This window comes from Pseudomonas sp. NPDC086251, assembly GCF_044746405.1.
GTDB lineage: Bacteria > Pseudomonadota > Gammaproteobacteria > Pseudomonadales > Pseudomonadaceae > Aquipseudomonas.
Window position 1 is genome coordinate 183,449 of record NZ_JBIVBY010000004.1, and the last position, 13,176, is coordinate 196,624.

At 60.5% G+C, this 13,176-nt stretch carries 13 protein-coding genes; 3 read left to right on the forward strand and 10 right to left on the reverse strand.

What is annotated here, in order from left to right:
- The first annotated feature begins 9 nt into the window (after positions 1–9).
- Complete coding sequence (yegS, locus tag ACIPL2_RS07950; RefSeq protein WP_401354814.1) at positions 10–927, forward strand: lipid kinase YegS; 918 nt, start codon at positions 10–12, stop codon at positions 925–927.
- Here yegS and ACIPL2_RS07955 read toward each other — a convergent pair.
- The 3 genes from ACIPL2_RS07955 to ACIPL2_RS07965 all read right to left on the reverse strand — a co-directional run bounded on the left by ACIPL2_RS07955 (position 911) and on the right by ACIPL2_RS07965 (position 3,270).
- On the reverse strand, positions 911–1,570 hold the full coding sequence (locus ACIPL2_RS07955; protein WP_401354651.1) for a response regulator: 660 nt from the start codon (positions 1,568–1,570) through the stop codon (positions 911–913). The two genes, yegS and ACIPL2_RS07955, sit on opposite strands and share 17 nt — an antisense overlap.
- Complete coding sequence (locus tag ACIPL2_RS07960; protein WP_401354816.1) at positions 1,567–2,460, reverse strand: sensor histidine kinase; 894 nt, start codon at positions 2,458–2,460, stop codon at positions 1,567–1,569. The genes ACIPL2_RS07955 and ACIPL2_RS07960 overlap by 4 nt, the downstream gene beginning before the upstream one ends.
- A 339-nt stretch (positions 2,461–2,799) precedes the next feature.
- Positions 2,800–3,270 carry a hypothetical protein gene (locus tag ACIPL2_RS07965; protein ID WP_401354654.1) on the reverse strand — a complete coding sequence of 157 codons (471 nt, stop codon included), beginning with the start codon at positions 3,268–3,270 and terminating at the stop codon, positions 2,800–2,802.
- 399 nt (positions 3,271–3,669) lie between these two features.
- Here ACIPL2_RS07965 and ACIPL2_RS07970 point away from each other — a divergent pair, with 399 nt between their 5' ends.
- A complete protein-coding gene (locus ACIPL2_RS07970) occupies positions 3,670–4,605 on the forward strand; it encodes a chemotaxis protein CheV (protein ID WP_401354656.1) in 936 nt (311 codons plus the stop codon).
- A 188-nt stretch (positions 4,606–4,793) separates the two neighbouring features.
- Positions 4,794–5,600, forward strand: a complete 807-nt coding sequence (locus ACIPL2_RS07975; protein WP_401354658.1) for an MOSC domain-containing protein — start codon at positions 4,794–4,796, stop codon at positions 5,598–5,600.
- 71 nt (positions 5,601–5,671) lie between these two features.
- Here the strand turns inward: ACIPL2_RS07975 and ACIPL2_RS07980 are convergent, their stop codons facing one another.
- The 7 genes from ACIPL2_RS07980 to ACIPL2_RS08010 all read right to left on the reverse strand — a co-directional run bounded on the left by ACIPL2_RS07980 (position 5,672) and on the right by ACIPL2_RS08010 (position 13,174).
- Positions 5,672–5,956 (reverse strand): pyrimidine/purine nucleoside phosphorylase, encoded by a 285-nt coding sequence (locus ACIPL2_RS07980; RefSeq protein ID WP_010461229.1) that lies wholly within the window; start codon positions 5,954–5,956, stop codon positions 5,672–5,674.
- Positions 5,957–6,017: 61 nt separating this feature from the next.
- Entirely contained in the window at positions 6,018–6,569 is a 552-nt protein-coding gene (locus ACIPL2_RS07985) for an exonuclease domain-containing protein (RefSeq protein WP_401354661.1), read from the reverse strand.
- 71 nt (positions 6,570–6,640) lie between these two features.
- Complete coding sequence (locus ACIPL2_RS07990) at positions 6,641–8,602, reverse strand: acetyl/propionyl/methylcrotonyl-CoA carboxylase subunit alpha (protein WP_401354663.1); 1,962 nt, start codon at positions 8,600–8,602, stop codon at positions 6,641–6,643.
- Between the two features lie 107 nt (positions 8,603–8,709).
- A complete protein-coding gene (locus ACIPL2_RS07995; RefSeq protein ID WP_401354665.1) occupies positions 8,710–9,507 on the reverse strand; it encodes an enoyl-CoA hydratase/isomerase family protein in 798 nt (265 codons plus the stop codon).
- The gene (gene atuD / locus ACIPL2_RS08000) at positions 9,504–10,661 is read right to left on the reverse strand and encodes a citronellyl-CoA dehydrogenase (protein ID WP_401354668.1); all 1,158 of its coding nucleotides are present in this window, start codon (positions 10,659–10,661) and stop codon (positions 9,504–9,506) included. The genes ACIPL2_RS07995 and atuD overlap by 4 nt, the downstream gene beginning before the upstream one ends.
- A gap of 23 nt (positions 10,662–10,684) precedes the next feature.
- Complete coding sequence (gene atuC, locus ACIPL2_RS08005) at positions 10,685–12,301, reverse strand: geranyl-CoA carboxylase subunit beta (protein ID WP_401354671.1); 1,617 nt, start codon at positions 12,299–12,301, stop codon at positions 10,685–10,687.
- Positions 12,302–12,304: 3 nt separating this feature from the next.
- Entirely contained in the window at positions 12,305–13,174 is an 870-nt protein-coding gene (locus ACIPL2_RS08010; RefSeq protein ID WP_401354673.1) for an SDR family oxidoreductase, read from the reverse strand.
- Positions 13,175–13,176 lie beyond the last annotated feature (2 nt).

Consider the following 13,176-nt stretch of genomic DNA (forward strand, 5'->3'; position numbering starts at 1 on the left):
GTAACCACAATGAGCGAACGCAAGGCGCTGTTGATTCTGCATGGCAAGCAGGCGCTCAACGAGGCGGTTCGTGCCGCCGTCGAGGGCAAGCGCGAACAGGGGTGGGAGCTGGCCGTGCGCCTGACCTGGGAGGCTGGCGACGCTCAGCGTCTGGTGGATGAAGCGCTGGCGGCGGGCTATCCGCACATCATCGCTGGCGGCGGTGATGGCACCTTGCGTGACATTGCCGAAGCCATGGCGGCGCATTCCAACCAGGCCAGCCTGGTGCTGATGCCGTTGGGGACCGCCAACGATTTTGCGCGCGCCGCCGGCGTACCTCTGGAACCCGACCAAGCGCTGGACCTGCTCGACATGGCGCCGAGCGCCATTGACTTGGGTGAGGTCGGCGGGCAGGTATTTTTGAACATGGCTACGGGCGGTTTTGGCAGCCAGGTCACGGCAAACACCTCGGAAGACTTGAAAAAAGTCCTCGGGGGCGCGGCTTACCTGTTCACCGGTTTAACACGCTTCAGCGAGTTGCATGCGGCCTATGGCGAGTTGCAGGGCCCGGATTTTCAGTGGAGCGGCGATCTGCTGGCGTTGGGCATCGGGAACGGGCGACAGGCGGGTGGTGGTCATGTGCTGTGCCCAGAGGCACTGGCAGATGATGGCCTGCTGGATATCAGCATTCTGCCGGCACCGCAGGAATTGGTCGGTACGCTGAAAACACTGCTGGCCGATGGTTTTGGTATCGACAACATGTTTGTGCGCGCACGCTTGCCATGGGTCGAGATCAAGGTCTCGGAAGGCCTTTACATCAACCTTGATGGCGAACCCCTGGAAGGCGACAGCTTGCGCTTTTCGGCGCGTCCGGCGGCACTGCGCGTGCATTTGCCCGAGAGCTCACCCCTGTTGAGCACGTCTGGAACGGTCAGTCGTCCAGGCTGATGATCTGCTCGCGCACGGCGAACAGCACCAGGCCTGCCACGTCGAAGATCTGCAAGCGCTTCATGATCTGCGAGCGATGGGTTTCAACCGTTTTGATGCTCAGGCCCAGGCCGTTGGCGATTTCCCGGGTGGATTTACCGCGAACAATCAGCCGCAGGATTTCCAGCTGACGTGCCGTCAGGTTATGCGAGAGGGCAGGTTCCGCCTGGTTTTTCTGGTTGCGAGTCAGTGCCTGGGTGATGACAGTGTGAGCAATGGCCGGGCTCAAGTAGCGTTCGTTGTTACGCAGGGCTTCCAGGGCGTGTTCGAGTTCGGTGGCCGTGGTGTCCTTGAGCAGGTAACCGTGGGCGCCGGACTCCAGCGCCTGCATGATGAGCGCCGGGTCGGTGTGCATCGACAGGATCAGCACCTTGCTCTGCGGGCGTACGCGCTTGAGCCGCTGCAATGCCTCAAGGCCGCCGGTTTCCTTCATGGAAATATCCAGCAGCACGATGTCCGGCGACAACTGTTCGACCATTTCGAGCAGCTGCGAGCCATCATTGGCCTCGCCGATTACCGCGTAGCCGGGAATATCCAGCACCAGAGCGCGCACGCCAGCCCTGATAAGCGAGTGGTCATCCACCAGAAGTAAGTTACAAGTCAATGCATAACCTTATTCGAACTGGCCCGTTCGAGCGCACGCGGCGCCCAGGGGAAGAGAGCTTCGATTTGAGTGCCTTTGCCCGGCTCGCTGGCCACTGTCAGTGTGCCGCCCAACTGATCGATCCGTTCTGACATCCCGGCCATTCCCCGTTGCCCCTCGCGACCCGGATCTGTGGCCGGGGCGAAACCCAGGCCATCGTCGCTGATCAACAAGGACAGGCCTTGTGGCAGTCGTTGCAGGCGAACCAACAGATTTTTCGCTTCGGCGTGGCGCAGGATATTGGTGACCGCTTCCTGGGTAATTCGAAAGGCGGCCACTGCCATTTCCTCGGATAGGCCGGTCAAGCGCTGATGGCATTCCAGGCTCCAGTGCACCGAGGTATTGGCCAGCGTCTTGAGCAGGTGCGCACGGAGGCTGGCTTCCAGTCCGAGACTGGCCAGTTGCCGGGGATTGAGAATGGCCGAGACGTCACGAACTTTGACCAGGGTTTCTTCCAGCGTGTCACAGAGCACCGAACACTGCGCCTGAAGTTCTTCGGGCATTCGGCGTTTAAGCCAGTCACTTTGAAGTTTGGCCGCGGTCAGCAACTGGCCTATGTCGTCATGCAATTCCCGACTGAGCCGGTGGCGTTCATTTTCCTGAACCTCCAACAGCCGGTCGGCCAGCTCTTGAGGTTGAAACTTGATCGATTTGCGCGAGAGCCGGTGCTGTACCCAGACACACGTCAGCGCTGCTATGTTGATGACCAGCAGACTCAGCGGCAGGCGCGCGGACAGGCTGTATACCAGAACGCTACCCAGTGCCGAGCAGACGCACAGCGACAGCGTGAACCGGCGCGCGTTGAGTCGCGAGGGTGGCCATTGAATGAGTGACTTGAGGCTGGCGTACATAGCGGATGGAGCCAATGGATGTTCGCTGCGGGAAAACCGGTCATCGTCGATGATGGGTTTCGGTCTGGAGTTACTCTGCCATTAATTGACGTCAACTAATGGGCGGCATAGTACCACTTAACATACCGTTGGTCGCGTTTGGGTTATATGTCTGCAGAGTCAGGAAACGAGTGTTTCTGGAAGGGGTTTCCACAATGGAAAAGTTTTGCGGCGCGATGGGTTTATTTATTTCGAGTTGTCGTAAACGGGTATGAGGATATTCAATTACGACATAACCGTGCACAAGTTTGTAGTGCCGGTTATGCCAGCAAATTCCAGACTTGCTAGCGTTGTAATGATTTACGCTTGATGCCCTGAATAGGAAACGAGCGTGAACGGCTTGGAATTAGCCGGTGGCTGATAGTGTCGTTGTCCGACCTGAAAGGCAAAGGCTTCGATAAGGGAGACCTGTTCGCTGTCGTCGAGACTGAGTTGGCCGGTGTTCTGGTCGATGAGTTCGAGTTGCCAGGCGATCAGTGTCAGGCAGTCTTTCAGTGCGCCGAGGGCCTGATCGTGCAGGTCCATGTGGTTCTGGGCATGGTTCAGCAAGCCATGAATGTGCAGCGAAAATTCCGAAACCGCCGCCAGTGCGAGGGCATCTGCCTTGCTGGCGAGTTTGAGGAGGGTGCTGAGCATGCAGTCGATGGCATCCTTGTCGTTGCTGATCAATTGCAAATGACTCAGGCATTCCTCGGTTTTGGCCAGGAGTGTTTCAGCCTCTGCGAGAAACTCCGGGAGCCGCTGGGCCCACTCTTTACGGTCGTTCGGCATGTTTATCTCCACAACGTCATGTCAAATGAGGGAATGCCGTGTGTGACGACGAGGACGAGGGAACTCGAGAGAGTGGATGGCCACTTACCTGCGATCGCACACAAAAGCCTGACTCCATTCATGCAATGAGAATGGCGTCACATTAATGGCTATTGGATATTGCGAATATCAGGTTGGGCCTGATTGTTACTAGGGGAATCCCTTACACAGGGGAACCAAACGAACGAACCATGGTCGCGTCGCCGGTAATGAAGCAGATGAAATCACAGGGTCAGTAAAGCATGATGTTAATGTGACATCAATGCCCGGGCATGGCATTTTGTTGGAGGGTCAAGGTCCGGCAATAACAGCCGATAACCCTCTTTAGTGAATTCATCAGAACAAGAGCAGGAGTCATAGATGGCCGGCATTCTCGACACGGTAGACCAACGCACGCAACTGGTGGGTGAGAATCGCCTGGAAATTCTCATGTTTCGACTGGCCGGGCGGCAATTGTTCGCGATCAACGTCTTCAAGGTGCAGGAAGTGCTGCAACTGCCGAAACTGACCCTGATGCCCCAGCGCCATCCTTTTGTCTGCGGTGTGGTCAACTTGCGTGGCCAGACCCTGCCGGTGATCGACCTGTCCCAGGCCATCGGTATGCGTCCGCTGGTGCCAAGCCCTACCAGCACGATCATCGTCACCGAGTACAACCGTTCGGTGCAGGCGTTCCTGGTCGGTGGCGTGGACCGTATCGTCAACATGAACTGGGAAGCCATCCTGCCGCCGCCGACCAGCGCCGGTCGCCAGCATTACCTGACCGCCATCAGCAAGGTCGACGATCAGTTGGTGGAAATCATCGACGTTGAAAAAGTCCTGGCCGAAATTGTCCCGTACAACGCCAAGGTCTCTCGCGAAAAACTTGACGATCCGGTGCTGGAACGTGCCCGCGGCCGTGAAGTGCTGTTGGTGGACGACTCGAACGTGGCCTTGTCGCAATTGCGCGACACCCTGGGGCAACTGGGCGTGAAGATGCACATTGCCAGCGATGGCTTGAAGGCGTTGAACATGCTCAAGGCCTGGGCCGATACCGGCGTTTCCATGACCGACAAATTGTTGATGGTCTTCACCGACGCGGAAATGCCGGAGATGGACGGCTACCGACTCACCACCGAAATCCGTAACGACCCACGCCTGCGGGGTCTTTATGTGGTGTTGCACACGTCGTTGTCCGGCAGCTTCAACGACTCGATGGTGAAAAAGGTCGGCTGCGACAATTTCCTCTCCAAGTTCCAGCCGGACAAACTGGTCGACGTGGTGCGTCAGCGTCTGATGCTCGACGCAGTGCCGGCCTGAGTCATCACGGCAACGTGTGGGAGCGGGCTTGCTCGCGAAAGCGCTGGGACAGTCGACTTAACTGTTGAATGTTGAACCGCTTTCGCGAGCAAGCCCGCTCCCACAAGGTACGTGGTGTCCTGTTCTCAGGCTTTGATTCGGCGATCAAGCTCGTATAGGGTGGCGTTTTGTCCACCAGGGAGCTGGCTATGTTGCGTCTGAGCGCGCTTTATCGTTATCCGTTGAAATCCGGCAAGGGCGAGAGCCTGCAACAGATCAGCCTCGATAAGCTCGGCCTGGACGGTGATCGACGCTGGATGCTGGTGGATGAGGCCAGCGGTCGCTTCATGACGCAGCGCACGGTAGGGCAAATGAGTCAGCTCTCCGCGCTGTGGAATGCCGATGGCGGCTTGACCCTCAGCGCCCCCGGCCACCCGGCGATCAATGTCGCCTTGCCCACCCGCGATGCCGAGTTGCGTGGCGTCACCATTTTCCGCGACTCCTTGCGCGTACCCGATGCCGGCGACGCAGCGGCAGCCTGGGTCAGTGCATTCATTGGCAAGCCGACACGGCTGGTGCAAGTGCCGCTGGATCGTGCGCGTACCACCGAGGCCGGTTACGGCAAGGATGACGATAAAGTGGCCTTTGCCGATGGCTTCCCGTTGTTGTTGATCGGCCAGGCGTCTCTGGAAGATCTTTCGCAGAAAGTGGGACGCCCGCTGGAAATGCTGCGCTTTCGCCCGAACCTGGTGATCGAGAGCAGTGAGGCCTATGCCGAAGATGGCTGGAAGCGCATCCGCATCGGCGATGTCGAGTTCCGCGTGGTCAAGTCGTGTTCACGCTGCATTCTGACCACGATCGACCCGCAAACCGGTGAACGCAGTCAGGATCGTGAACCGCTGGCGACCTTGCAGAAGTACCGTACCGAGGCCGATGGCGCCATGTTCGGCCAGAATCTGGTCAACGACAGCAATGGTCGACTTGAAGTCGGCATGCCGGTGACGATCCTCGAATAAAAGCCCTTCAATAAAAAATGCCCGTGTCCAACGACACGGGCATTTTTTTGTCGCTGTGAAAACCCAGGGTTTTAGCCGCGGTATTCGCACAGGTAAGCGGTGTCGACGGCCACTTTCAGCTGGAATTTGCTGTTGGCGGGCACGTTGAACTGGCTGCCGGCGGCGAAGGTTTCCCAGTCGGTGCTGTCCGGCAGTTTGACGGTCAGGGCACCGGTCACTACGTGCATGATTTCACGTTGGCTGGTACCGAATTCGTATTCGCCCGGTGCCATGACGCCGATGGTCGCCGGACCTTCAGCGGTGCCAAAGGCGATCGACTTGACGGTGCCGTCGAAGTACTCGTTGACTTTAAACATGGGCGATTCCTCGAAAAGGGCTTAAAAGGGCCGGCCAGTATGCACAAGGGGCCCCGCGTCGTCACCTCTCCAGAGGGGGGAAAATCTGCGGCAACAGTCGTGCCGTGTTACGTGCATCTTCCAGCGCCCGGTGTTGCTGCCCGGTGAATTGCAGGCCAGCCAGTTGCAGTGCGCCGTTGAGCCCCAATGGTCGCTCCAGCCGACGGGCCTTGGCAAAGCGCTGCTTGAGGTTAATGTGCGGCACCCGGACAAGGGCGCTGTCGATGTGCAGGTGCTGCCATTCCTGAAGCAGTTGCTTGCGATCGTAATCGCCCCAACTGACCCAACCTTCCATATGCGAAAGATGCGGCCCGAGCCAGAGCTCGAATGACGGCCAGACCTCGCTCAGCGTCTGGGCCGCATCGACGTCAGCCTGAGTGATGTGCGTCAATTGCCGACAAAACGGCGTCAGCAGCGGCCGCCGCAATGGCCGCACGAAGCACTTGAAGTGATCCACTTCACGCCCTTTGCGATCCACCAGGGAGGCGCCGATTTCGATGATTTCCATTTCCGTTACTGGCCAACCACCCTCATCGGTGGTGGCTTCCAGATCAATGACCAACCAGTGAGGCATCGCAGGGTTCCTGGTATCCGCGTCCTGATAGGGCTTGAGCGTAGCCAAACCCGGCGGATCCGCCTAGCGGCTTATTCGACCTCAAGCAAAATCTGCCGATTTTTCACCTGATCGCCGACCCTGACTTGCAGGCGTTTGAGCACGCCGTCGATGCCCGACTTCAGCGGATGCTCCATTTTCATGGCCTCCAGCACCACCAACAGCTGACCTTTGCTGACGCTGCTGCCCTCACTGACCAGTACGTCGACGATCGCGCCGTCCATCGGTGCCTTGAGGGTGCCTGAGCTGATGCTGGCCTGATTGCTGACCAAGGCCTGCGTCCGATCCACCAGCCGCAGGCTGCCGGGGCGGGTGAATAGCCAGAGTTGTCCGCCCTCAAGACGATAGGCATGGCGGTGACGCAGGCCGTCGATCTCCAACGTGGCCCAGCGTCCATCGCACTGGATGACCTTCAGTTCAACGCACCGGTCGGCGACTTGAATCCGATACGGTTCGCCGGGCACGGCGTTCAATGCCACCGGCCAATCCTGGTCCTCCAGACCGATGCGATAGTGCAGTGGCACGCTGGCGTTGTTGCGCCAACCGGCCAGGGGCGCGCGATGAACCTGCGCCGAGGCCTGATAGAACAGTGCTGTGGCGATGGCCAGCACTTCGGCGCTCGGGACCTGGGCATGCAGGCAAGGATGCTCGGCGAAAGAGGTCGGGATAAACCCGGTGCTGAACTCGCCATGGATGAACTGCGGGTGTTCAAGCAGGCTGGCGAGCAAGCGCTGATTGCTCTGTATGCCCAGCAGCACACTGTCTTGCACCGCCCGCAGCAATTTGCGCCGGGCCTCTTCGCGGGTGGCGCCGTGGGCGATGATCTTGCCCAGCAGCGGGTCATAGAACGGGCTGACGGTCTGGCCTTCGATCAGGCCATGGTCGATCCGTATGCCGCTCTGAAGCGTGGGTTCCCAGGCCGCGATGAGTCCGGTCTGCGGTAGAAAACCGTGTGCCGGGTCTTCGGCGTACAAGCGCACTTCCATGGCGTGGCCGTTGAGCTGCACTTGCTCCTGTCGCAGGGGTAGCGGCAGGCCTTCGGCGACGTGTAACTGCCAGGCCACGAGATCGAGGCCGGTGATCAGTTCGGTCACCGGGTGTTCCACTTGCAGTCGGGTGTTCATCTCCAGAAAGAAAAATTGCCCGTGCGCATCCAGCAGGAACTCCACGGTGCCCGCGCCGACGTAATTCACCGCGCGACCGGCCTTGAGCGCCGCTTCGCCCATGGCCTGGCGCAGTTCGGCGGTCATCACCGGGCAGGGCGCTTCTTCAATGACTTTCTGGTGGCGGCGCTGAATGGAGCAGTCGCGTTCGCCGAGGTAGATCAGGTTGCCTTGCTGGTCGCCGAACAGCTGGACTTCGACGTGTCGGGGATCGATCAGTGCCTGTTCGAGGATCAACTCGTCGCTGCCAAACCCGTGCAGCGCTTCGGAACGTGCGGTGCGAATCTGCGCCAGCAATTCACTGGCCTCCTGCACCAGACGCATGCCGCGCCCGCCACCGCCGGCGCTGGCCTTGATCATCAGCGGGTAGCCGATGCGCTCGGCCTCGCGGCTGAGGGTCGCGTCGTCCTGTTCGGCACCTTGATAGCCTTTGATGCACGGCACGCCAGCGGCGAGCATGGCCATTTTCGACAGGCGTTTGCTGCCCATCAGTTCGATGGCGTCGGGGCTGGGGCCGATGAAAGTGATGCCGGCGTGCTGGCAGGCGAGGGCGAAGCCGGCGTTTTCCGAGAGAAAGCCGTAGCCGGGGTGGATCGCGTCGGCACCGGTGCGGCGGGCCGCGTCGATGATGGCCGGGATGTTCAGGTAGGACTGCTGCACCGGGGCCGGGCCGATGTTCACGGCTTCGTCGGCCATGTGCACGTGCAACGCATCGGCGTCGGCATCGCTGAAGACTGCGACGGTGCGATAGCCCAGGGCCTGGGCGGTGCGCAGGATGCGGCAGGCGATTTCACCGCGGTTGGCGATGAGGATTTTGCTGAATCCGGGCATGGGGTGTTTCCTTGGTTATGCGGTGGATGTGATGGCCTCTTCGCGGGCAAGCCTTGCTCCTACAGGGCTTTGTGAAGCTGTAGGAGCGAGGCTTGCCCGCGAAGCTCTTAGGGCGCCCACCCCGGTTTACGCTTCTGCACAAACGCCATCGTGCCTTCGACACCCTCGGCTCCGGTCACCGCTTCGCTGAACCATTCAGCCGCTTGATCCAGCAGCTCATCCGACGGCTGCCCGGCACTCGCGAGCAAGAGTTTTTTGGTCGCCGCATTCGCCCCCGGCGCACAACACAACACATGGGCCAGCACCTCATCGAGGCGTTCGGCCAAGGCTTGCGCGTCATGTTCGACAAAATGCACCAGCCCCATCCGCCGCGCCTGCGTGCCATCGAAACGTGCGGCGGTCAGGGCCAGGCGGCGGGCCTGGGTCAAACCGATGCGCTGGACCACGAACGGCGCGATTTGCGCCGGCAGTAACCCAAGGCTGGTTTCCGGCAAACCGAATTGCGCCTGATGATCGGCCAGCGCAACGTCACTGACGCAGGCCAGGCCGAAACCACCGCCCAGCACCGCGCCTTGCAGCACCGTGATCACCACTTGTGGCGCGTGTTGCACCTCTTGCAGCAAGGCACCAAAAATTCGGTTCAAGTCACGGTAGGCCGACGCACCTTGAGCGCGAGCGTTGGCCATGTCCTTGATGTCGCCGCCAGCGCTGAAATGCCCGCCTGCGCCGCCGATCACCAACGCACGAATCCCTCGGTCATCGCGCACCGCCGCCAGCACTGCGCGCAGTTCGGTGACCATCTGCAAGCTCATGGCGTTGCGGCTTTCGGGGCGGTTAAGGGTGATGTGCAGGACGCCGTTATGCGGCTCCAGCAGTAAAGTCTGGCAAACCGGCAGGCTGCTCATTTGTGTTTCCCCGGCAGGATGCCCATGAGTTTGCAGATGATCCCCAGCATGATTTCGTCGGCACCACCGCCGATCGACACCAGCCGCACATCGCGATAAGCCCGGGCCACCGGGTTGTCCCACATGAAGCCCATGCCGCCCCAGTATTGCAGGCAACTGTCGCTGACTTCGCGGCCCAAACGCCCGGCCTTGAGTTTGGCCATGGAGGCCAGGCGCGTAACGTCCTGGCCTTTGATGTACTGTTCGGTGGCCTGATAGACCAGTGCCCGCAGGCATTCGATTTCGGTTTGCAGTTCGGCCAGGCGGAAGTGAATGACCTGATTGTCGATCAGCGCGTTGCCGAAGGTTTTGCGCTCCTTGCAATATTCGATGGTGCTGTCGACGCAGTACTCCAGCCCTTTGATCATGTTCGCCGCGCCGAACAGGCGTTCTTCCTGGAACTGCAGCATCTGCATCATGAACCCCGCGCCTTCATGGCCGATGCGGTTACGCTGTGGCACGCGCACGTTGTCGAAAAATACCTGGGCGGTTTCCGAACTGCGCATGCCGAGCTTGTCCAGGTGCGAACTGAGGCTGATGCCTGGCGTGTTCATCGGCACCATGATCAGCGACTTGTTGACGTGCGGTTTGTCGTCCGAGGTGTTGGCCAGCAGGCAGATGAAATCGGCGCTCGGCGAGTTGGTAATCCACATCTTGCTGCCGTTGATCACGTAGTCGTCGCCGTCCTTGCGCGCGGTGGTTTTCAACCCCGCCACGTCGGAGCCGGCCCCGACTTCAGACACCCCGATGCAGCCGACCTGCTCGCCAGTGATCGCCGGGCGCAGGAATTCTTCGCGCAATTCATCGGAGCCGAAGCGGGCGAGGGCCGGGGTGCACATGTCGGTCTGCACGCCGATGGACATCGGAATGCCGCCGCAATGAATGGTCCCGAACTCTTCGGCGGCGACGATCGAATAGCTGTAATCGAGCCCCATGCCACCGAATTTTTCCGGTTTGGAAATCCCTAGCAGGCCGAGGTCGCCGGCCTTGCGGAAAATCTCGTGGATCGGAAAGCGTCCGGCTTTTTCCCACTCCTCGACGTGCGGGTTGATCTCGTGCTCGACGAACTGGCGGACGGTGCGACGCAGTGCTTCGTGTTCCTGGGTGAAGATCATTTTTATTGTTCTCCTGAACGCCCTTAGAAGCGGGCTACACCAAAACTGTTGGCTTGCAACGGCCGCACCTCGGCCTCGTGACAAATATCCAGCAAGTAACCGAGCAGGGTTCGAGTATCGCGAGGATCGATCAGCCCGTCGTCCCATAGATTGGCGCTGCCATACAGCGCAGTGGACTGGCTGTCGAGTTTCTGCGCGGTGACCTGCTCCAGCATGTCGAGCATTTTCAGGTCAGGCACCAGGCCGTCCTTGGTTTGTTTGGCCTCGGTGACGATCCGCAGCACCTTGCCAGCTTGGGCGCCCCCCATCACCGCGGTGCGACTGTTCGGCCAGGCGAAAATGAAGCGCGGGTCGAGGCCGCGTCCGCACATGGCGTAGTTGCCCGCGCCGTAGGAACCGCCGACGACGAGGGTCAGTTTCGGCACCCGAGCATTGGCCACTGCCTGAATCATCTTCGCGCCGTGCTTGATCACGCCGTGCTGTTCCGACTCGGTGCCGACCATGAACCCGGTGGTGTTGTGGAAAAACAGCAGCGGCGTCTGGCTCTGGTCGCACAGTTGAATGAACTGCGCAGCCTTGCTCGCGCCCTTGGGTGTGATCGGACCGTTATTGCCGATGAACCCGCAGGCGCGGCCCTGTATCTGCAAATGGCCACAGACGGTCTGCTGATCGAACTCACTTTTGAATTCGAGGAAGTTCGACGCGTCGGCGATCCGGGCGATGATCTCGCGCACGTCGTAGGGCTTTTTCGGGTCATCCGGGATCAGGCCCAGCAGTTCGTCGATGGGGTAGAGCGGTTCTTCGAATGGGCGTTCGGGTAACCATTGCAGCTGATCGTTCCACCGCAGCAGGCTGACAATTTCGCGCACCAGGCGCACGCCGTCGGCATCGTTCTCGGCCAGGTATTCGGCGGTGCCGGCGGTTTGCGCGTGCATCTCGGCACCGCCCAGTTCTTCATCGGTGGCGACTTCTCCGGTCGCCGCCTTGAGCAGCGGCGGGCCGGCCAGAAACAGTTTGGCCTTGCCGCGCACCACCACCACGTAATCCGACAACCCCGGCTGATAAGCGCCGCCCGCCGTGGCCGAGCCGTGGACCACGGTGATTTGCGGCAACCCCATGGCCGACATCCGTGCCTGATTGGCAAAGCTGCGCGCGCCTTCGACGAAAATCTCCGCCGCGTAATTGAGGTTGGCGCCGCCGCTTTCGGCGAGGGTGATCACCGGCAGTTTGTTCTCCATGGCGATCTGTTGCAGGCGCAGGGATTTTTTCAGGCCGCTGGGGGAAATGGTTCCGCCCTTGATCGCGCTGTTGTTCGCTACCACCAGCACCCGAACGCCGGACACATAACCGATCCCGGCGATCAGTCCGCCACCGGCCGAGCTGCCATCCTTGTCGTCGTGCAGTTTGTAGCCAGCCAGGCTCGCCAGTTCGAGGAACGGCGCGCCGGGGTCCAGCAGCAAGTTGAGGCGTTCACGGGGCAGCAGTTGCCCGCGCTTGTCGAATTTTGGCTTGGCCTCGGCCGCTTTGTTCAGCAGGTTTTGCTCAAGCTGGCGGACCTGCTCGATGCCCACCAGCATCGTCGCGCGATTGCGGGCGAACTGTTCGCTGAACGGGTCCACTTGCGACTGGATCACCGGCATGGCTTATTCCTTGTCCTTGAGCACATCCGGAAGGTAGGCGCGGTGGAAGCCGTTGTATGACTCGCTGATCTGCGCCTTGTGGATCGGCCAGGCACGCCCACCGAGGCTGGCGGCCCCGTCGATGCGCAGGGTGCTGCCGCTGATAAAGGCCGCGGCCGGACTGAGCAGGAACACGATCGCCGCACTGACTTCCGATTCGGTGCCGATACGCTTGAGCGGGACGTGTTCGCGCAAGGTTGGGATCACCGCTTTAAACGCGCCTTCGTAAGTGTCCATGCCGCTCGACGCGATCCAGCCCGGCGCCACGGCATTGACCCGCACCCCGGCGTAACCCCATTCGAACGCGGCGGTCTTGGTCAAGTTGTCCATGCCTGAGCGCGCCGCGCCCGAGTGCCCCATGCCGGGCATGCCGCCCCACATGTCGGCGAGCATGTTGACGATGGCGCCGCCGTGCTTGCTCATGGACTGGTTGAACACCTCACGGGCCATCAGGAAGCCGCCCATCAGGTTGGTGCGCAATACCGTTTCGAAGCCTTTTTGATTGATCGACGCCAGCGGCGACGGGTACTGCCCGCCAGCGTTGTTGACCAAGCCGTGAATCGGGCCGTGCTTGCGAATCAACTCGCTGACCACATGCTTGACCGTTTCTTCCTCGCGAATATCGCACGCCATCCAGTCAGCCTTGCCGCCATCTTCGGCGATCTCGGCGGCAACGCCTTTGAGCTTGTCGACCTTGCGCCCGAGCAGCAGCACATGGGCGCCGAGGGCTGCGAGTTCGTGGGCGGTGCAACGACCGATGCCGCTGCCGCCACCGGTGACAACGATGGTTTGGCCTGCAAACAAATCGGCTTTGAAAATCGAATCGTAGGCCATGG

Excerpts from the sequence above, each read along its gene's own strand:
- yegS (WP_401354814.1), top strand. The coding sequence starts at position 10 with ATGAGCGAACGCAAGGCGCTGTTGATTCTGCATGGCAAGCAGGCGCTC.
- ACIPL2_RS07960 (WP_401354816.1), bottom strand. The coding sequence starts at position 2,460 with ATGTACGCCAGCCTCAAGTCACTCATTCAATGGCCACCCTCGCGACTC.
- ACIPL2_RS07965 (WP_401354654.1), bottom strand. The coding sequence starts at position 3,270 with ATGCCGAACGACCGTAAAGAGTGGGCCCAGCGGCTCCCGGAGTTTCTC.
- ACIPL2_RS07970 (WP_401354656.1), top strand. The coding sequence starts at position 3,670 with ATGGCCGGCATTCTCGACACGGTAGACCAACGCACGCAACTGGTGGGT.
- ACIPL2_RS07975 (WP_401354658.1), top strand. The coding sequence starts at position 4,794 with ATGTTGCGTCTGAGCGCGCTTTATCGTTATCCGTTGAAATCCGGCAAG.
- ACIPL2_RS07980 (WP_010461229.1), bottom strand. The coding sequence starts at position 5,956 with ATGTTTAAAGTCAACGAGTACTTCGACGGCACCGTCAAGTCGATCGCC.
- ACIPL2_RS07985 (WP_401354661.1), bottom strand. The coding sequence starts at position 6,569 with ATGCCTCACTGGTTGGTCATTGATCTGGAAGCCACCACCGATGAGGGT.
- ACIPL2_RS07990 (WP_401354663.1), bottom strand. The coding sequence starts at position 8,602 with ATGCCCGGATTCAGCAAAATCCTCATCGCCAACCGCGGTGAAATCGCC.
- ACIPL2_RS07995 (WP_401354665.1), bottom strand. The coding sequence starts at position 9,507 with ATGAGCAGCCTGCCGGTTTGCCAGACTTTACTGCTGGAGCCGCATAAC.
- atuD (WP_401354668.1), bottom strand. The coding sequence starts at position 10,661 with ATGATCTTCACCCAGGAACACGAAGCACTGCGTCGCACCGTCCGCCAG.
- atuC (WP_401354671.1), bottom strand. The coding sequence starts at position 12,301 with ATGCCGGTGATCCAGTCGCAAGTGGACCCGTTCAGCGAACAGTTCGCC.
- ACIPL2_RS08010 (WP_401354673.1), bottom strand. The coding sequence starts at position 13,174 with ATGGCCTACGATTCGATTTTCAAAGCCGATTTGTTTGCAGGCCAAACC.